The following is a 17,660-nucleotide window of genomic DNA, read 5'->3' as shown; positions in this document are numbered from 1 at the left end:
GACCGCTCAGTGAATGACGAAGAAGTCGTTCGGGTGGTTGTGAACGTCGGCGGCCGAGACGCCCTTCAGCGTGATGCTGTCGCCATGGCCGAGGTCGATCACGGCGTCGCCGTGCTGGTCGGTGACGCGGGCGGCCAGATCGGCAGCGTCGGTCACCTTCAGGCCGTTGATGTTGCGGGCAATCTGCAACACGTCCTCACCGGCCTTGAAGTCCAGGACCACGTCCTGGCCGCCACCGCCGGAGAAGATGAAGACGTCGTGGCCGGCACCGCCAACCAGCAGGTCGTCGCCCTTGCCGCCTTCCAGGCGGTCGTTGCCGGCGTCGCCGAACAGGGTGTCCGCGCCGTCGCCGCCGCTCAGCACGTCGTCGCCGGTCCCGCCATGCAGCAGGTCGTCGCCCTTGCCGCCGTTCAGGATGTCGTTGTGGCCGCCGCCCGACAGGGTGTCGTCGCCGTTGCCGCCGTTCAGGACATCGTCGCCGTCACCCCCGGACAGCAGATCGTCGCCCTTGCCGCCGTCCAGGATGTCCCGGCCGCGGCCGCCGACCAGGATGTCGTCACCATTCCCCCCCAGGATGATGTCGTCACCGTCGCCGCCGTCCAGGATGTCGCTGCCGTTGCCCCCCAACAGCATGTCCGCACCCGAGCCGCCATGGACCTCGTCATGCCCGTTCCCCCCGAACAGAGCATCGCGTCCGTCGCCGCCCAGCAGAGTGTCGTTCCCATTGCCCCCCAGCAACAGGTCGTCACCATGCCCGCCGTCGAGCAGATCGGATTTGTGGGTTCCGACCATTACGTCGTCGCCGTAGTTGCCCCCAGGAACCGTAGCCATCGTAGGTGTCTCCTTGCGATGTGATTGGATTTTTGGGCCGTCATTTTCGGCCTTGCTCGAAAGGGTGAGCTACCCTTTCGGTGTACCTAGAACTAACGGCTGGATAGTGTGATAAAAAACGGAACTCTGGAAGAAAAAATTGAGTCTAGACTGAAGATTCTCGCAGAGAATTGCATTGTCTTTATTTTCAAAAAGACAGTTGTTTTGAATTGCTACGAATTTCTATGCAGTTACCGTTTTAAAAAATGGTGAGGGCCCAAACAATCGTGACTTTTAATCCGTAAAATGTCACGGAACTGGACGCCGATTTCAACGATTTGAAAACTTCTCACACACAAAAGGGCCGGCGTGGGGGACGCCGGCCCTTCCGTGGAGCGTTGCGGGGCACGAATGCCGCGGAACGCCCCAAACCGCACCGGCCCGAACGGGGGAGGGCCGATGCGGAACCGTTTCCGCGCTCTATTTCTCGCGGAACGCTTTCTGAAGACCGTCGGTCAGCGGCGTCAGGAAATAGTCGATGGCGCGCCGCGCGTGGCCGTGAATCATCACCTCGGCCGGCATGCCCGGATGCAGCTCGACCGTCGCCATCGACGCCAGAACCTTGGCGTCCAGACCGATGCGGGCGGCGAAATAGGGCACACCGGTGCGATCATCCACCAGCTGGTCGGCGGACAGCGCGACGACCTCGCCCGGCACCGGCAACACGGTGCGCTGGCGGTAGCCGGTCAGCTTCACCATGGCGTGGCTGCCGATCTCGACATTCTGGATGTCGCTGGTCGATACCCGCGCCTCGACGATCATGGCGTCGTCCTGCGGCACGATGTCGAGGATGCCGGCACCCGCCGGAATGACGCCGCCCGGCGTGAAGAAGCGCAAGCCGGTGACCCGGCCCGCCTGCGGCGCGGTGACGCCCTGGCGCAGCAGCACATCGTCGGCGCTGCGCAGTCGTTCCGACAGGTCGGCAACGGAGGCCTGCGCGGTCTGGAGGTCGGTCCCGACTTCCGACCGGCGGGTGTTGCCGATGTCGATCATCTCCAGCTCGGCGGCGGCGATGGCCTGTTCAGCCTTGGACTTGTTGGCCATCAGCTCGCCGAGCCGCCCGCGCGAATCGGCGACGTTGCGCTGGAGTTCCAGCAGCCGCGGCTTGCGTTCGTACCCCTTGGCCAGCAGCTCCTGGACGACGCGCAGCTCATCCTCGGTGTAGCGCAGGCGGTCGGCGGTGGCGGCCCGCTGGGCCTCCAGCGCGACGATCTCGTTGCGCAACTGGGAGATCTGCTTGCGCTGGATGCCGAGCTGCGCCTCGTAGCTGTCGCGGCGGGAGTTGAACAGCCGCTCCTCCACCGTCATCGCCTCGGCGGCGACGGGGTTGTCGCGCACCGCCGCCAGCAGCTCGGCGGCGAACAGAGGCTTCGGCGCGTCGGCCTGTTCGGCGCGCAGCCGGCCCAGCCGGGCCAGCGCCGTCCAATATTGCCCCTGCAACTGCGATACGACGGCACGGCTCTGCGTCGAATCCATCCGCAGCAGCACTTGACCCGCCTGGACCAAGTCGCCGTCCTTGACCAGCAGGTCGCGCAAAATGCCGCCTTCCAGGTGAGAGACGGTCTTGCGGTGGCTCTCCACCATCACCGTGCCGGCGGCCAGCGCCGCGCTGTCCAGACTGGCGGTGAATCCCCAGACCAGGAAGCCGCCGAACCCGGCCAGCACCGCCAGCGCGCCGGCCAGCGCGGTGTTGCGCAAGGACGGTTCGGCCGGCACGGCGTCGATGGTGGCGGTCCAGACGGCCGGCGGCGACTGCGTGTTGGTCATCGTTGCTCTCCTGCGCGGACGAGGCGGGTGACGCCGGCGGGCACGGCGCCCGGCTGAACCAGTTTCAGGACGTCGCTGCGGGCGCCGAAATGCTCGACGGCACCCTCCTTCATCACCACCAGCTTGTCGGCGACCGAGACGATGGACGGGCGGTGCGCGATCATCACCACGGTGGTGCCCTCCGTCCGCAGCTTGGCGACCGCGGCCAGCAGCGCCTGCTCGCCCTCGTGGTCGAGGTTGGAGTTCGGCTCGTCCAGCACCAGCAGGCGCGGACGGCCGAACAGCGCGCGGGCCAGCGCGATGCGCTGCCGCTGGCCGCCCGACAGGGAAAAGGCGCTCTCGCCCACGACGGTGTCGTAGCCGAAGGGCAGCCGGCCGATCATCTCGTGGATGCCGGCCAGCCGCGCGGCCCGCACGATCTCCGCCGGGTCGGCGTTGCCCATCCGCGCGATGTTCTCGCCGATGGTGCCGTCGAGCAGCGCCACCGATTGCGGCACATAGCCGACATATTTGCCGAAGCTCTCGCGCTCCCACAGATAGGTGCTGCTGCCGTCCAGATAGATGCCGCCGGCGGTCGGTTGCCAGATGCCGACCAGCAGGCGGGCCAGCGTCGACTTGCCGGCACCCGACGGACCGATGATGCCCAGCACCTCGCCCGCCTCCACCGCGAAGGAGACGTTGCGCAGCACCGGGCGGTTGAGGCCGTTGGGCACATGGCTGACGCGGTCGACGGTCAGCGTTCCCTGCGGCTGCGGCAGCGGCATGGTCGACCGCGCGGTGGTGCCGTTGTTCAGCAGGTCGCGGATGCGGCGGTGCGCCTCCAGCGCCTTGATCCATTGGCGCCAGCCGTCGACCAACTGTTCGAACGGGTGCAGCAGCCGGCCGGTGATCAGACCGGCGGCCATCATGCTGCCGGGCGTCACCAGATTGTCGATCACCAGCGTGGCGCCGGCGGCGATCACGCCGATCTGCAGCATCAGCCGCAGCGAGCGCGAGGCCGCGGCCAAGCCGCGCGACAGGGTGGCGCCGCGGTCGATCATCCCCGCCGAGCCGCTCTGCGCCGCCTGCCAGCGCCGGGCCAGCGCCGGCAGCATGCCCATCGCCTCGATCGCCTCGGCGTGGCGGACGGCGCCGGCGATGTCGGTGAAGACGCGGGCCGACGCCTCGTTCGCCTGCGCCATCGGGCGGCGGGTCAGCGCATCGGTCAGGACGCCCATCACCGTCAGCAGGAAGGCCGCGCCGATGGCCAGCACGCCGTAGACCGGGTGCAGCAGGAACAGGATGCCGAGGAAGATCGGCGCCCAGGCCAGTTCCAACGGCGCGGTCACCGCACTGCTGGTCATGAAGCCGCGCAGGTCGTTCAGGTCGCGCATCGTCTGGGCGGCGTTGCGCGAGCCGCCGGCCAGCGCGTCGACGATCGCCGCCTCCAGCGCCGGCACGTTGAAGCGGTGCGCCACGACGGCGCTGGTCACCAGGAAGGCGCGCGCGCGGATGAAGTCCAGCGCGCCGTACAGCGCCAGCGCGCCAACCGCGATGATCGCCAGCATCGTCAGCGTTTCGAGGCTGCGGCTGCTCATGACGCGGTCGTAGACCTGCATCGTGAACAGCGGCACCACCAGCATCAGGACATTGACGAACAGGCTGAGCACGCCGGCCAGCAGCAGGCCGCGGCCGATCTTCCGGTAGGCTTGGGTCAGCAGGGGCCGATCCACGGAACTCATCATCGATCCTTCGCGCTGGAGGCTTCAGCCGCCGTGGCGGCCTTCGGGAGTCGGGGTGCAGGATTCGGGAAACAGAAAAAGCTGCCGGCGACGGGCGACGCGGGACAGGAAGCCGGCCTGGGGGGAAGGGCCGGGCGCGGACAGGCCGCGTATGGGAAGCCAGGACGTGGGCGTTGGGGGAAACGCCCGCGGACTCCGTGCCCCTAATCTTTACAACGAGGGTATTTTAGGTACGTGTGACAAGTTTCGGCCGCTACCCCTTTCCAGCAGCGCCGAAAGGGGTGTCAAAGCCTGATCAATCCGTTGTTCTGAAACAGGAATTTTGCGCTTTGCCGAAGGCGTTAGGCCGTTCGGCGTGGTGATAGAGGCTATCTGGTCAGACACCGCCACTATCGGGCATGCTGCGTCGCGATGCATTGCCGCGGCCCGGTTCCCCCAACCGGCGCCTGCAACCGCCCCCATTCCTTCCACCCATTCGACCGCTGCCTGCGCGCGGTCCACGAGACGGTTCAAGGAAGCCAATCCATGAGCAATTCCAAGACCATCCTGGTCACCGGCGGCGCCGGCTACGTCGGCAGCCACTGCGTGGCCGAACTGCTCGACCGCGGCCACCGCGTCGTCGTGTTCGACAATCTGCGCCAGGGCCACGCCGCCGCCGTTCCGCCCGAGGCGGCTTTCGTCCAGGCCGATCTGGCCGACGAGGCGGCGCTGGCCCGCGTCTTCGGCCAGTGGCGCTTCGACGCGGTGTTCCACTTCGCGGCCCTGTCGGTGGTGGGAGAGTCGATGCGCGACCCGCACGCCTACCTGCACGGCAACACCGTCACTTCACTAAACCTGATCCGCGCCGCGGTAAAGGCCGGGGTGAACAAACTGGTCTTCTCCTCAACCGCCAACCTGTTCGGCTCGCCCAAGCGTATCCCGATCGACGAGGACGAGGCGGTCGATCCCGGCAGCCCCTACGGCGAATCGAAGTTCATCATCGAACGCGCGCTGCACTGGGCCGACCGCTGCCACGGCCTGCGCTCCGCCTGCCTGCGCTACTTCAACGCGGCGGGCGCGCATCCCAACGGCAAGCTGGGCGAGGACCACAGCCCGGAGACCCACCTGATCCCGCTGGTGCTGGACGCCGCGACCGGCAAGCGCCCGCACATCGAGATCTTCGGCGACGACTACGAGACGCCGGACGGCACCTGTGTGCGTGACTATATCCATGTCTGCGACCTTGCCGACGCCCATCTGCGGGTGCTCGACGCGCTGGACGGGCGGTCGGTCCGCTACAACCTGGGCAACGGCACCGGCTACAGCGTGCGTGAGGTGATTGACGCGGCCGAGCGCATCACCGGCCACCGCATCCCGGTGAAGATCGGCCCGCGCCGCCCCGGCGACCTGCCGGCGCTGATCGCCTCGTCGGAGCGCATCCGCCGCGACCTGGGTTGGCAGCCGCGCTTCCCCGGGCTGGACAGCATCATCGGCAGCGCCTGGGCCTGGCGCCAGGCGCACCCGCAGGGTTTCCGCGGCCTGGCCGCCGCGGCGGAGTGAGGAACAGCAGGAGGATGGCGGCAATGGTTCAGCCGGGACTGGCAAGGCGATGAGCAATCTGAACTGGGACGATGACACGGCCCCCGGCAGTGAGCCGGAGACTGCGGACACCGGCGTGGCGGCCGGGAGCAGCGGCGGCAAGGCCGGCGAGGAGCTGGATCTCGCCGACTTCCACGGCATGGCCCGCCTGATCGAGCGGATGCACCGCCGCTATCTCGACGTCGTGCGCGTCGGGCTGTCCAAGCAGGGCATCGAGGACATCGGCCCGGTCCAGGCCCTGATGGTCATGCTGATCGGCGAGGACGAGCTGTCGGTCCGCGACCTGATGGAGCGCGGCTATTACCTGGGCTCCAACGCGTCCTACAGCCTGAAGATCCTGGTCGACGCCGGCTACATCAACCGCGCCGCCAACCAGCGCGACCGCCGCACCGCCCGGCTGCAGCTGACCGACAAGGGTCGGGAGCTGTGGGACGGCCTGCGCCGGATGGAGCAGGCTCAGGCCGAGGCGCTGGTCCGCAACGACACCGAGGTCCGCGACCTGAAGGCCGCCTACCGCACCCTGCGCCGGCTCGACCGGCTGTGGGGCGACATGGTCCGCTACTCCTGCCTGGATTACGACTGATGCCCAAACCGGGTGACACGATGGCCAACTCAGACCTGCCCACCCCCGCCCCTCTCCCCAGCGCGCTGTCGTCGCAGGATGTGGACCGGCTGCTCGCCTCCCCCACCGCGGAAACGCGGATCGAGACGATGCGCAAGCTGTTCCAGGATCTGGAGGCCGGCGCGCTCAGCCCGGCCGAACGCTCGCTGGCGATCGAGGTCGTCCATTGCTTCGCCGGCGACGCCCAGACCGCGGTGCGCGAGGCGGTGGCCTGGCAGCTCCGCAACAGCCCGCTGCTGACCGAGGATCTGGCCGAACGGCTGGTGCGCGACGTCGGGCGGGTGGCCTTCCCCATCCTGCGCGACGCCGCCAGCCTGACCGACGACCTGCTGCTCGACGTGCTGTCCGACCCCGACGCCGGCAAGCATGTCGCGGTGGCCAGCCGCGCCACCGTGTCGGCGCGGGTGTCGGGCGCCATCGCCGAGCGCGGCAACGTCGTCGCGGTGACGGCGCTGCTGCGCAACGACGGCGCCGTGGTGCCGGAGAGCGCGGTCAGCCGGGCGCTCGACCGCTTCGGCCGCGTCCGCATGGTCAGCGAGGCGGCGGCGACCCGCCCCGGCCTGTCGCTGGCGATGGTCGAACGGGTGATCGCCTTCGTCTCCGAATCGATGCGGACGACGCTGATGACGGCGCACGGCCTGTCGCGCGACCTCGTCGAACGGCTGGTCGAGCATGGGCGGGAGGCCGCGACGATGCGGATGCTGCGCCCGGTGCTGCGCGGGGCCGAGGACGTCGACGCGGTGATCCAGTGGCTGCACGCCAACCGTCGGCTGACCCCGGCGCTGCTGTTCCGCGCGCTGTGCGCCGGCGACGTGGCGCTGTTCGCCGCCGGCATGGCCGCCCGCGCCGCCGTCCCGGTGGAGAACGCCCGCCGCCTCGCCTGGGACGATGGCGAGCTGGGCATGGCGGCGCTGCTGAAGAAGGCCGGCGTGTCGCCCGGCCTGCTGCAGCCCTTCCAGGTCGCGGTCAGCGTCGTCAAGCGGCTGCATTACGAGGGTACCGACGCCGGACGCGAGGACTTCCAGGCGGAGGTGATCAGCGAGCTGTTCACCGCCTGCACCCCGACCAACGACTGGATGGTCGACGACCTGCTGCTGCAGCTGTTCGACCAGAAGTCCGACGAGGTGATCGACCGCGCGCTGGACCAAGCCGGTCTGCCCTTCTCGCCGGTGCGCACCATGCACTGACGGGCGGTCACGGCACCGGCATCGGCACGCCGTCCTGCACCCGCTTGAGGCCGAGCAGCTTGAGGACGTAGCGCTCGTACCCGGGCTCGCTCAGGCCCTTGCGGACCTTGCGCAGGAAGTAGCGTTCGAATCCGACCTTGGCGAGGTGGACCCAGCGCCCCTGCGCCGCCCAATTGACGTTGCGCGGCGGGATCTGCGGCATGGCGACGAAGGCCACCCCGCTGTCGCCGAAATCGGCGAGGCACAGCGCGTTCCAGGTCGGCTCGTCGGCCGGCGCCCGGCCGTCGAGCAGGGCGCGGATGTTGCGCGCGGTGGCGGTGACCATCGTTTCGATCATGTAGCCGGTCTTGGGCACGCCGACCGGGACGGGGGTCTTTTCCACCGGCGGGATGGCGATGCAGACGCCGACGCCGAAGACGTTGCGGTGGGTCGGGTTGCGCTGGTGCTTGTCGGTCAGCACGAAGCCGCGCGGGTTGACCAGCCCCTCCACCCCGCGCAGCGCCGCGATGCCGCGGAAGGCCGGCAACATCATGGTCAGCCGGCTGTCGATGCGGTGCTGCGCCTTTTCCTGCCCGTCCTCGCCGAACTCGGTGACGTGGACGGCGTCGGGGTCGAAGCGGTCGGTGCGGGCGTTGGTCACCCACTTGATGTGCCGCTCGCGCAGCGCCGATTCCAGCAGCCCCTTGGTGTCGCCCACGCCGCCCAGCCCGAGATGGCCGACATAGGGTTCGGAGGTGACGAAGGTCATCGGCACCTTGTGCCGGATCTTGCGGCGGCGCAGGTCGGCGTCGCAGATCATCGCGAACTCATAGGCCGGGCCGTAGCAGGAGGCGCCCTGCACCGCGCCGATCACCAGCGGGCCGGGGTCGCGGCAGAACGCCTCCCACTTGGCGGCGGCCTCCAGCGCGTGGTCGACGTGGCAGATCGAGATGGTGTTGCGGTCCGGCCCGAAGCCCTCGATCTCGTCGAAGGCCAGTTCCGGCCCGGTGGCGACCACCAGCCAGTCGTAGTCGAGGCGGGAGCCGTCCCCCAGTTCCAGCGCGTTCTCCTCCGGCAGGACGCGGCGGCAGCCGACCGGCTTGAAGGCGATGTTCTTGCGGGCGAAGGGTTCGGCCAGCGGCACCGTGATGTCGGCGCGCGACCGCCAGCCCACCGCCACCCAGGGGTTCGACGGCACGAACTGGAAATAGTCGGTGTTGGAGACCACGGTGATCCGGTCGCCCGGCCCCAGCAGGTCCTTCATCTCGTAGGCCATCGGAATGCCGCCGATGCCCGCCCCGAGGACGACGATGTGCGCCATGTGCGTTTCCTCTTCCCGTCCGGGCCGCCCCCGCGATTCCCCACGGTCATCCCTGGCTGTCGTCGCCGGCCCTGTTTTTCACCTCTCTCTAAATTAGGTTTTTCTAATTCATTGGTCAATGGCTGAGTCGGCCAACAATGTGCGTGGCCATCGATCGTTTGTTGCCCGGCAGGAGGCCGCCGGCCGCTCAGGTTGCGGCGGCGCCGCCGGCCGGCAGGCCGCGCAGGATGTCCGACATGCTGAGGATCGCCTCGGCGACCTCGATGATCCGCTTGTTCTGGTTCATCGCCGTCTTGCGGATCAGCTTGTAGGCCTCGTCCTCCGACAGGTTGCGGGTCGACATCAGCAGGCCCTTGGCGCGGTCGATCACCTTGCGCTCGTTCAGCGCCGCCCGCGCCGTCTCCAGCTCCAGGCTGACGTCGCGGAGGCGCTGCGACTGCGCCTGCACGACGTCGAGGACCGAGCGCATCAGCTTCGGCCGCAGCCCGTCGGGGGCGTAGACGCCGCCACCATAAGCAGCGCCGACATCCTCGGTGCCGGCGACGCCCGGATCGGTGCCGACCAGCAGCATGGCGACCGGCATGACGGCATCCGGGCCGCGCGGGTCGGCCTGTTCCAGGTCGGCGCGCGCGTCGGCCAGCTTGGCCTCGCACAGCCGCCGCAGATCCTCGGCCAGCCGGTCCTCGACCGTCTTGATCGCGTCGATGCGCCGCGTCGCCTGCTCGAACCACGCCTCGCCGGTGATGCCGGCCAGCTCGCCGTGGCGGCCGTCGTCGCTGAGCGCGACCGCGCGCATCCGCTCGACCTCCGCCAGCCCGGGGCAGGACAGGGCGGTGCGGAACAGGGCGACCTGGGCCGGGTCGGCGAACTCGGCGAACAGCTGGAAGGCCCGGTTCTGCACGCCGACCAGATGGGCGAGCCGGGCGTGCTCCGCCGCGTCGAATCGGCCACGGGTGAAGCCGGCGCCGGCGGTCGCCCGCTCCTGCCCGGCGAACTCCTTGCCCTGGACGATGTTGAACAGCGCCACCAGCGCGCGGGAGATCGCCGGGTCGGCGGCGATGTCCGCCGCCTCGAACACCACGGCCAGCAGATGGTTGACGATGTCGGTGAAGGCCTTCACCGAATCCTGCGGCACCAGCGCCAGTGTCCCCACCTGCTCGCGCAGCGCCGGCAGCCGGTCGAGCGCGCGCAGCGCGATGGCGACGCGGGTGTAGAACTGGGCGCCCGACCCCATGCGCTCCAGCCGCCCGTCGAGCCGGTCGAGCCGGCCGCGCAGAGTGCCTTCCAGCGCCTGGGCCTCGGCCACCCGCTGGGCGCGGTCGTCGGCGAAGCGGCTGCCGCTCGACCCCAGATAGATCGACGACGCCCCGCGTTCCTTCTGGAGCGCGTGGATCAGCCCGCTCATGTCCTTGACCAGTTCACTGACCGCCAGGAGCTGCTCGACGTCGCGGATGCGGCACAGCTTGGCGGCCCGCAGGAAGCGCGTCGCCGCGTCCTCATTCACCTCGACGCCCGTCACGTCACGCTCAACCGCCATCTCGCCCCTGCCCCCGACACCGCCGCTTGCCCCTGCCCCCGGAGTAAGCAATTGACATGCCAGCGAAAGATCACCTTCGACCGGCCGAACAGTCGCGCTGCGGTCCGCAAAGGAATGCGGCACATGCACAGAATTTCGGCGAAACTGCCGAAAAATTGGGCCAAAGCGCGGCAGCAACGGAACGCGTCCGGCGCTGTTCTCCGGGGTATCCCCCTCCGTCCGCAAGGCGTCCGATGATGAAGAACCCCTTGATGAGCGTCTGGCTGTCCTGGGCCAACCAGGCGACGTCGATGTGGACCACCGCCGCGATGACGGCGGCCAAGCGCAACCAGGCGGCGGCGCTGAAGGCGATGCTGACGCCGCCGAAGACCAGGGGCGCCGGCAAGGGCACGGCGACCTCGCGGCGGAAAAAGCCGTCGCGCTGACGCCGCCCGCCGGCTCTGCCCAAGGCCACGCTTGACGCTGCGCGGGGGATGGTGGCCAAATCCACCCCCATTCGTTTCGCGCGCAACCGTTGAGACACATCCCATGACTTCCGTCCGTATGCCCTCGTCGCGGCCGCCGTCGCGCTGGGCGAACCTGTTCACCGACCAGCCCGTCACCTGCGTGGAGGATCTGCGGCAACTGGCGGAATGGCGCGTGCCGCGGATGTTCTACGATTACGCCGACAGCGGCTCCTACACCGAGCAGACCTACCGCGCCAACGAGTCGGACTTCGGCCGGATCAAGCTGCGCCAGCGGGTCGCGGTGGACATGACGAACCGGACGCTGGCCAGCACGATGGTCGGCCTGCCGGTGGCGATGCCGGTGGCGCTGGCGCCGACCGGCCTGACCGGCATGCAGCACGCCGACGGCGAGATCCTGGCCGCCCGCGCCGCCGCCAAGGCCGGCGTGCCCTTCACCCTGTCGACGATGAGCATCTGCTCGATCGAGGACGTGGCGGAGAACACCGACAAGCCCTTCTGGTTTCAGCTCTACGTCATGCGCGACCGCGGCTTCATCGACCGGCTGATCGACCGGGCGAAGGCGGCGGGCTGCTCGGCGCTGGTGCTGACGCTCGACCTCCAGATCCTGGGCCAGCGGCACAAGGACATCAAGAACGGCCTGTCGACCCCGCCGAAGCTGACGCCGCGCAACATCATCAACATGGCGACCAAGCCGCGCTGGTGCCTGAACATGCTGCGCACCGAGCGGCGCACCTTCCGCAACATCGTCGGCCACGCGACCGGGGTCAGCAACCTGTCCTCGCTGTCGTCCTGGACGGCGGAGCAGTTCGACCCGACGCTGAACTGGGACGACGTCCGCCGCATCCGCGACCGCTGGGGCGGCAAGCTGATCCTGAAGGGCATCCTCGACCCGGAAGACGCGGTGATGGCGGCGGAAACCGGCGCCGACGCGCTGATCGTGTCGAACCACGGCGGCCGGCAGCTCGACGGCGCCATCTCCTCCATCGCGGCGTTGCCGGCGATCGTCGAGGCGGTGGGCGACCGCATCGAGGTGCTGATGGACGGCGGCATCCGCTCCGGCCAGGACGTCGTCAAGGCGCTGGCGCTGGGCGCCAAGGGCACCTTCATCGGCCGCGCCTTCCTCTACGGCCTGGGCGCCGGCGGCGAGGCCGGCGTGTCCCAGTGCCTGGAGATCATCCGCAAGGAGATGGACGTCACCATGGCGATGTGTGGCCTGCGCGACATCCGCACCGTCACCGGCAACATCCTGGCCGGCACGCCCGACTTCGGGGGGTGAGCTGGGCGGCCCTGGCCGGGGCTGGGTGGAACAGTGTGGAACGTTTTTCCGCCGGTGTTCCATCACGCCGCTCCCCGGCCCGCGCCCGGCCTACAGGCGGCGGGCGAAGACGCGCGCCCCGCTGCGGCGGCCGACCGCCGGGCCAAGGTTGGGGAAGGGGTCGTCCGGGTTGAGCGTCCAGGGATAGACGCCCTTCGGCCCGTCGGTCTCCGGCCGGGCGAGGATGGCGGCGACGGTGGCGGCGTCGGGTGGCGTGCGTTCGCGCAGGGCGCCGGGGCGGTCGTCGTCGAGTTCGGGCACGGTGACGGCGAGCGGGGTGTCGGCGCCGAGGTCAGGGGGCGGGGCGGCGTGCGCTGCCCCGGCCGGCGGCTGCGGACGATCAGAGGCGGCCGGTGCGTCGAGGCCGGCGAACAGGCCGAGCCGCTCGGCCAGCCAGCGCACCGTCGAGGGATCGCCGGCCGAGACCAGCCGCTCGATCTGCTCGGCGACCAGGGCGCGCAGCGAGGACAGCCGCAGCTCGGCTTCGCGGTTCAGCGCCTGCCGCTCCCACCAGACGCGGACCCGCAGCGCCTTCGAGCCGTAATAGGCCCGCCACAGCGTGGTGCGGCTGCAGCCCATGGCACGGGCGACCTGGAGGAAGGAGTTGCCGCGCGCCAGCATGCCGGCGGCCATGATCCATTGCTCCTCATGGAACTGCGATCCGGGGACCAGCGAACCCTCCGGCGGGACGGGCGGCTCCTCGGCCCAGCAGGGGAAGCTGTCGCCGTTCAGCGATTCGGCGGCGAGGGTGCGGGCGTCGAGGGGCATGGCGCGGCTCCTTGAGTGGGTGGGGAGTCGGCAGGATATAGGATTTAATTCTGGGTTGTGGGATTTTTTGCTAGATCCCTCTCCCGCCCCGGGAGAGGGTAATGCTCTGCTCTCTCCGCAACGCTTGCCACCCTGCCCTGTTGTACCGGGGCAACGTGCCGTGATCGGCACACCAGGGGGAGTGGTCCATGAGCGTGCTGCGCGAGGGCAGCGCCACCGTCAGCGCGGAGGCGGAGGCCTTCTACACCGAGAGCCTCAAGCTGCTGACCCAGTCCGGCATCCCGTTCCTGCTGGGCGGGACCTACGCCGTCAGCGCCTACACCGGCATCAACCGGCCGACCAAGGACATCGACGTCTTCTGTTGCGGCGGCGACTTCCCGCGCATCCTGGCCCATTTCCAGGACCACGGCTTCGAAACCGAGATCGAGGACGAACGCTGGATCGGCAAGGTCAAGCACGGCGAGCTGTTCTTCGACGTCATCTTCAACTCGGCGGTGGCGATCAACCCGGTCACCGACCGCTGGTTCAAGGACGAGCATCGCGGGGTGATCTGCGGCACCGACGTCCGGCTGGTGGCGCCGACCGAAATGATCTTCTCCAAATCCTTCGTCCAGATGCGCCACAAATACGACGGCCCCGACGTCGCGCACCTGATCCTCAAGCAGCATGACCGGATCGACTGGAAACGGCTGCTCGCCCACATGGAGCAATATTGGGAGGTGCTGCTGATCCACCTGCTGAACTTCCGCTTCATCTACCCGACGGAACGCGACTGCGTGCCCGACTGGCTGGTGGCGGAGCTGCTGGAGCGCATGCAGGAACGCGCCAAGCTGCCGGTCGCCCAGACGCGGATTTGCCGCGGCCGGCTGTTCTCGCGCGAGGATTACCGGATCGACGTCACCGACTGGGGGTTCGCCGACGTCGTCGGCGAGGAGGGCCAAAAGGAGATCGAGCATGGCTGAGCCCAGCCTGACCGTCGCCGCCGGAGGCGGCCGCCTCACCGTCGCCGCCATCGGCGACATCCATGTCGGCGAGACCTCGCAGCACCCGTTCCGCGAGCTGTTCCAGGAGATCGCCGCCAAGGCCGACGTGCTGGCGCTGTGCGGCGACCTGACCAACCACGGCAAGCCGCGCGAGGCGGAAATCCTGGCCGAGGATCTGCGCGCCATCGGCATCCCGGTCGTCGCCGTGTTCGGCAACCACGATTACGAATGCGGCCATCTGGAGGAAATCCAGCACATCCTGGAGCAGGCCGGCGTCCGCTTCCTCGACGGCGCGCCGCAGGAGATCCGCGGGGTGGGGTTCGCCGGGGTCAAGGGCTTCGGCGGGGGGTTCGGCAACCGCATGCTGGACAGCTTCGGCGAACCGGCGATCAAGCAGTTCGTCCACGAGGCGGTGAACGAGGCGATGCGGCTGGAAAGCGCGCTGCGCCAGTTGGAGACCGAGCGGGTGTTCGTCGTGCTGCACTACGCCCCGATCGCCGCGACGGTGGAGGGCGAACCGACGGAGATCTTCCCGTTCCTGGGCTCGTCGCGGCTGGCGGAGACCATCGACCGCTTCGCGAACGTCCGGGCGATTGCCCATGGGCATGCGCATCACGGGACTTACGCGGGGACGACGCTGCGGGGGACGCCGGTCTACAACGTGGCGCAGACCATCCCGAAGGAGACGGGGCGGCCGTATGCGTTGATCGAGGTTTGAGCGCCGGCCGCGGTGCCCCCTCCCCATCCCTCTCCCGCGGAGCGGGGGAGGGTTAGGGAGGGGGCAAAAGCCCCTTCAGAACACCCACAACTGTTCCGGCGGCAGGTGCAGCCAGTGGGTGCCCGCCGCCAGCGGGCGGCCGAAGGCGCGCAGGGTCTGGTCGCCGCAGCGGAAGACATGCTCCCACTGGCTGCCGAGATAGACCGAGGTCTCCAGCTCGACCGGGATGCGGTTGTCGCCGTCGCCGCTGCCGGGGCCGTCGGCGACCGCGACCTGCTCCAGGCGGATGACGCCGGTCGCTTCCTCCGACACCGCCTTGCCGCCGCGGTCCTTGCCCCACAGCGGGAAGCCGGCCAGCTCGATGCGGGCGTAGCCGCCGCGCTTGTCCTGCACCCGGCTCTTCATCATGTTGTTGGTGCCCATGAACTCCGAGGCGAACAGGCTGACCGGCTCGGTGTAGAGCTGTTCCGGCGTGCCGGCCTGGACGATGCGGCCGCCGTCGAGCAGGATGATGCGGTCGGCGATCGCCATCGCCTCCACCTGGTCGTGGGTGACGAAGACGGCGGTCAGGTTCATCCGCTTGATCAGCGCGCGGATCCAGATGCGCGCCTCCTCCCGCAGCTTGGCGTCGAGGTTGGACAGCGGCTCGTCGAGCAGGATGACCGGCGGGTTGTAGACCAGCGCGCGGGCGAGCGCGACGCGCTGCTGCTGGCCGCCCGACATCTGGTGCGGGTAACGGTCGCCGAGATGACCGAGCCCGACGCCGTCCAGCACGGCGGCGACGCGCTGGCCGATCTCCGCCTTCGGTACGTTGCGCAGGCGCAGGCCGTAGGCGACGTTCTCGAACACCGTCTTGTGCGGCCACAGCGCGTAGGACTGGAAGACCAGCCCGAGCCCGCGCTTTTCCGACGGCACGTTCAGGCCGGCGGCGGCGTCGAAGATCGGGGTGTTGCCGATGCTGATGACGCCCTGCGACGGCTCCTCCAGCCCGGCGATGGAGCGCAGCAGCGTGGTCTTGCCGCTGCCGGAGCGGCCGAGCAGCGCCACGATCTCGCCCTGGGCGAAGGTCGCGGTGATGCCCTTCAGGATCTGGTTGCTGCCGTAGGACAGGTGCAGGTCGTCGACGATGAGCTTAGCCATGGGAGCGTTTCCCGAAGAGCGACATCAGCAGCAGGCCGCAGCCGATCATCGCGATGTTGACGGTGGACAGCGCGGTCACAAGGTCGACGGCGCCCGAGCCCCACAGCGACACCAGCAGCGAGCCGATGACCTCGGTGCCGGGGGCGAGCAGATAGACGCCGGTCGAGTATTCGCGCATGAAGGTGACGAAGATCAGCAGCCAGCTGGCGATCAGCCCGACCTTGATCAGCGGGATGGTCAGGTCGCGGGCGACCCGGCCCGGCGAGGCGCCGACGATGCGGCCCGCCTCCTCCAGCTCCGGCCCGATCTGCAGCAGGGCGCCGCTGACCAGCCGCATGCCGTAGGCCAGCCAGACCAGCGTGTAGGCGACCCAGATGGCGATCATCGTCTGGCGCAGCGGCGCCAGGAAGGGCGTGAACAGGAACACCCAGAAGATCGCCAGACCGGCCACCAGCCCCGGCATGGCGCGCGGCAGCAGCACCAGGTAATCCATCAGTCGGGTCCAGCCCGACGGCCAGCGGTGCGCCGCCAGGTTGAGCACGGTGTAGACGCCGACCGACAGCGCCCCGCCGACGGACGCGATCAGCACGGTGTTGACGATGCCGCGGACGAGGTTGGGGAAGCCCATCAGCTCGCGGAAATGGTCGAGCGTCAGCACGTCGAGGATGTTGACGCCCTCGCCCCAGCTCGACACGAAGGCGCGCAGGATCAGGCCGCTCAGCGGCACGACGACGGTGAACAGCAGCCACGCGGTGATCAGCGCCGCCGCCGGCCAGCGCCAGAAGCCGATGGTCACCGGCTTCTGCGCCGCCGCCTTGCCCTTGACCGAGACGTAGCGGTTGGCGGCGCGCAGCAGGTAGCGCTGCATGGCGACCAGCGGCAGGGCGATGCAGATGATCGCCACCACGACCACCGCCATCAGCTGGTAGGACGGCGTGCCCAGCTTGTTGGTCAGCTTGTAGAGGTAGGTCGCCAGCACCAGGATGCCCTCGGGGTCGCCCAGCACCAGCGGCAGGCCGAACAGCTCGAAGCCCAGGAAGAACACCAGCACCGCGGCGTAGAGGATGTTCGGCATCACCATCGGCAGGCTGACGGTCAGCGCGGTGCGCAGCGGCCCGGCCCCGGTCATCCGCGCCGCCTCCTCGACGTCCGACCCCAGGCTGCGCAGCGCCGAGGAGGTGTAGAGGAAGACGTGCGGGACGTGGGTCAGCCCGGCGATGACGATCAGCATCGGCTTGCCGTAGAGGTTCCACGGCACGAAGCCGAAGACGCCCTTGAACCACAGCGTGACGAAGCCGGCCGGCCCCAGGCTGACGACGAAGCCGAAGGCCAGCACAACCGACGAGACGAACATCGGCACCAGGATCACCGGCTCGATCCAGCGGCGGCCCGGCAGGTCGGTGCGCGCCATCAGGAAGGCCAGCATCGCGCCGACCGGCACCGCGATGGCGGTCATGCCGAAGGCGATGATGCAGGAGTTGTAGAGGGCGTCGAAGAAGTCCTCGTCGTCCAGCACGAACTCGTAGGCCGACCAGGTGAAGGCGGTCTTGGGTTGGAAGAACGGCCCGTCGAGGAAGCTCTGGTACACGACCAGCCCGATCGGAGCCAGCACGGCGATCGCCATGGCGACGATCACCGCAATGCGCGTCGCGCGGTTCATGGGGGATGTCCTTTTGCCGCAAATCGT

Annotated in this window: 15 protein-coding genes; 7 read left to right on the top strand and 8 right to left on the bottom strand. The window is 69.0% G+C overall.

What is annotated here, in order from left to right; all coding sequences use genetic code 11:
• Positions 1-6: 6 nt before the first annotated feature.
• The 3 genes from TSO352_RS20705 to TSO352_RS20695 form a co-directional block, all read right to left on the bottom strand.
• On the bottom strand, positions 7-831 hold the full coding sequence (locus TSO352_RS20705) for a calcium-binding protein (RefSeq protein WP_109109139.1): 825 nt from the start codon (positions 829-831) through the stop codon (positions 7-9).
• A 459-nt stretch (positions 832-1,290) separates the two neighbouring features.
• Positions 1,291-2,637, bottom strand: coding sequence for an HlyD family type I secretion periplasmic adaptor subunit (locus tag TSO352_RS20700; protein ID WP_109109138.1), 1,347 nt, complete (start codon positions 2,635-2,637; stop codon positions 1,291-1,293).
• Entirely contained in the window at positions 2,634-4,358 is a 1,725-nt protein-coding gene (locus TSO352_RS20695; RefSeq protein ID WP_109109137.1) for a type I secretion system permease/ATPase, read from the bottom strand. The genes TSO352_RS20700 and TSO352_RS20695 overlap by 4 nt, the downstream gene beginning before the upstream one ends.
• Before the next feature lie 525 nt (positions 4,359-4,883).
• Here TSO352_RS20695 and galE point away from each other — a divergent pair.
• From galE to TSO352_RS20680, 3 genes are read left to right on the top strand one after another with little or no spacing between them, the layout of a single operon-like run.
• Positions 4,884-5,897 carry a UDP-glucose 4-epimerase GalE gene (gene galE / locus TSO352_RS20690; RefSeq protein WP_109109136.1) on the top strand — a complete coding sequence of 338 codons (1,014 nt, stop codon included), beginning with the start codon at positions 4,884-4,886 and terminating at the stop codon, positions 5,895-5,897.
• Between the two features lie 49 nt (positions 5,898-5,946).
• Positions 5,947-6,519, top strand: a complete 573-nt coding sequence (locus TSO352_RS20685; protein ID WP_109109135.1) for a winged helix DNA-binding protein — start codon at positions 5,947-5,949, stop codon at positions 6,517-6,519.
• Positions 6,519-7,745 carry a DUF2336 domain-containing protein gene (locus tag TSO352_RS20680; protein WP_247872279.1) on the top strand — a complete coding sequence of 409 codons (1,227 nt, stop codon included), beginning with the start codon at positions 6,519-6,521 and terminating at the stop codon, positions 7,743-7,745. The genes TSO352_RS20685 and TSO352_RS20680 overlap by 1 nt, the downstream gene beginning before the upstream one ends.
• 7 nt (positions 7,746-7,752) lie before the next feature.
• On the opposite strand, the gene TSO352_RS20675 is transcribed toward TSO352_RS20680, so the two are convergent.
• Both TSO352_RS20675 and TSO352_RS20670 read right to left on the bottom strand, forming a co-directional pair.
• A complete protein-coding gene (locus TSO352_RS20675; protein WP_109109134.1) occupies positions 7,753-9,045 on the bottom strand; it encodes an FAD-dependent oxidoreductase in 1,293 nt (430 codons plus the stop codon).
• 187 nt (positions 9,046-9,232) lie between these two features.
• Positions 9,233-10,582 carry a nitrate regulatory protein gene (locus tag TSO352_RS20670; protein ID WP_109109133.1) on the bottom strand — a complete coding sequence of 450 codons (1,350 nt, stop codon included), beginning with the start codon at positions 10,580-10,582 and terminating at the stop codon, positions 9,233-9,235.
• A 251-nt stretch (positions 10,583-10,833) separates the two neighbouring features.
• Here TSO352_RS20670 and TSO352_RS33295 point away from each other — a divergent pair, with 251 nt between their 5' ends.
• Together TSO352_RS33295 and TSO352_RS20660 are read left to right on the top strand one after the other, a co-directional pair.
• The gene (locus tag TSO352_RS33295) at positions 10,834-11,007 is read left to right on the top strand and encodes a hypothetical protein (protein WP_199231682.1); all 174 of its coding nucleotides are present in this window, start codon (positions 10,834-10,836) and stop codon (positions 11,005-11,007) included.
• A 103-nt stretch (positions 11,008-11,110) separates the two neighbouring features.
• Positions 11,111-12,325, top strand: a complete 1,215-nt coding sequence (locus TSO352_RS20660; RefSeq protein ID WP_282183893.1) for an alpha-hydroxy acid oxidase — start codon at positions 11,111-11,113, stop codon at positions 12,323-12,325.
• 90 nt (positions 12,326-12,415) lie between these two features.
• Here the strand turns inward: TSO352_RS20660 and TSO352_RS20655 are convergent, their stop codons facing one another.
• A complete protein-coding gene (locus TSO352_RS20655) occupies positions 12,416-13,132 on the bottom strand; it encodes a hypothetical protein (RefSeq protein WP_109109130.1) in 717 nt (238 codons plus the stop codon).
• Between the two features lie 188 nt (positions 13,133-13,320).
• Here TSO352_RS20655 and TSO352_RS20650 point away from each other — a divergent pair, with 188 nt between their 5' ends.
• Together TSO352_RS20650 and TSO352_RS20645 are read left to right on the top strand one after the other, a co-directional pair.
• Entirely contained in the window at positions 13,321-14,094 is a 774-nt protein-coding gene (locus tag TSO352_RS20650; RefSeq protein WP_109109129.1) for a nucleotidyltransferase, read from the top strand.
• The gene (locus tag TSO352_RS20645) at positions 14,087-14,833 is read left to right on the top strand and encodes a metallophosphoesterase (protein WP_109109128.1); all 747 of its coding nucleotides are present in this window, start codon (positions 14,087-14,089) and stop codon (positions 14,831-14,833) included. Before TSO352_RS20650 ends, TSO352_RS20645 begins: the two co-directional genes overlap by 8 nt.
• 75 nt (positions 14,834-14,908) lie before the next feature.
• On the opposite strand, the gene TSO352_RS20640 is transcribed toward TSO352_RS20645, so the two are convergent.
• Positions 14,909-15,973 carry an ABC transporter ATP-binding protein gene (locus tag TSO352_RS20640; RefSeq protein WP_109109127.1) on the bottom strand — a complete coding sequence of 355 codons (1,065 nt, stop codon included), beginning with the start codon at positions 15,971-15,973 and terminating at the stop codon, positions 14,909-14,911.
• On the bottom strand, positions 15,966-17,633 hold the full coding sequence (locus TSO352_RS20635) for an iron ABC transporter permease (protein WP_109109126.1): 1,668 nt from the start codon (positions 17,631-17,633) through the stop codon (positions 15,966-15,968). Before TSO352_RS20635 ends, TSO352_RS20640 begins: the two co-directional genes overlap by 8 nt.
• Between the last annotated feature and the right edge of the window lie 27 nt (positions 17,634-17,660).

It is taken from the genome of Azospirillum sp. TSO35-2, from assembly GCF_003116095.1.
GTDB lineage: Bacteria > Pseudomonadota > Alphaproteobacteria > Azospirillales > Azospirillaceae > Azospirillum.
Note: the sequence above shows the minus strand (reverse complement) of the source record. Positions and strands in the feature narration are given on the sequence as shown.

Coding starts and splice junctions, on each gene's coding strand:
- galE (WP_109109136.1), top strand. CDS start 4,884: ATGAGCAATTCCAAGACCATCCTGGTCACCGGCGGCGCCGGCTACGTC.
- TSO352_RS20645 (WP_109109128.1), top strand. CDS start 14,087: ATGGCTGAGCCCAGCCTGACCGTCGCCGCCGGAGGCGGCCGCCTCACC.
- TSO352_RS33295 (WP_199231682.1), top strand. CDS start 10,834: ATGAGCGTCTGGCTGTCCTGGGCCAACCAGGCGACGTCGATGTGGACC.
- TSO352_RS20675 (WP_109109134.1), bottom strand. CDS start 9,045: ATGGCGCACATCGTCGTCCTCGGGGCGGGCATCGGCGGCATTCCGATG.
- TSO352_RS20685 (WP_109109135.1), top strand. CDS start 5,947: ATGAGCAATCTGAACTGGGACGATGACACGGCCCCCGGCAGTGAGCCG.
- TSO352_RS20670 (WP_109109133.1), bottom strand. CDS start 10,582: ATGGCGGTTGAGCGTGACGTGACGGGCGTCGAGGTGAATGAGGACGCG.
- TSO352_RS20650 (WP_109109129.1), top strand. CDS start 13,321: ATGAGCGTGCTGCGCGAGGGCAGCGCCACCGTCAGCGCGGAGGCGGAG.
- TSO352_RS20655 (WP_109109130.1), bottom strand. CDS start 13,132: ATGCCCCTCGACGCCCGCACCCTCGCCGCCGAATCGCTGAACGGCGAC.
- TSO352_RS20635 (WP_109109126.1), bottom strand. CDS start 17,633: ATGAACCGCGCGACGCGCATTGCGGTGATCGTCGCCATGGCGATCGCC.
- TSO352_RS20705 (WP_109109139.1), bottom strand. CDS start 831: ATGGCTACGGTTCCTGGGGGCAACTACGGCGACGACGTAATGGTCGGA.
- TSO352_RS20680 (WP_247872279.1), top strand. CDS start 6,519: ATGCCCAAACCGGGTGACACGATGGCCAACTCAGACCTGCCCACCCCC.
- TSO352_RS20660 (WP_282183893.1), top strand. CDS start 11,111: ATGACTTCCGTCCGTATGCCCTCGTCGCGGCCGCCGTCGCGCTGGGCG.
- TSO352_RS20640 (WP_109109127.1), bottom strand. CDS start 15,973: ATGGCTAAGCTCATCGTCGACGACCTGCACCTGTCCTACGGCAGCAAC.
- TSO352_RS20700 (WP_109109138.1), bottom strand. CDS start 2,637: ATGACCAACACGCAGTCGCCGCCGGCCGTCTGGACCGCCACCATCGAC.
- TSO352_RS20695 (WP_109109137.1), bottom strand. CDS start 4,358: ATGAGTTCCGTGGATCGGCCCCTGCTGACCCAAGCCTACCGGAAGATC.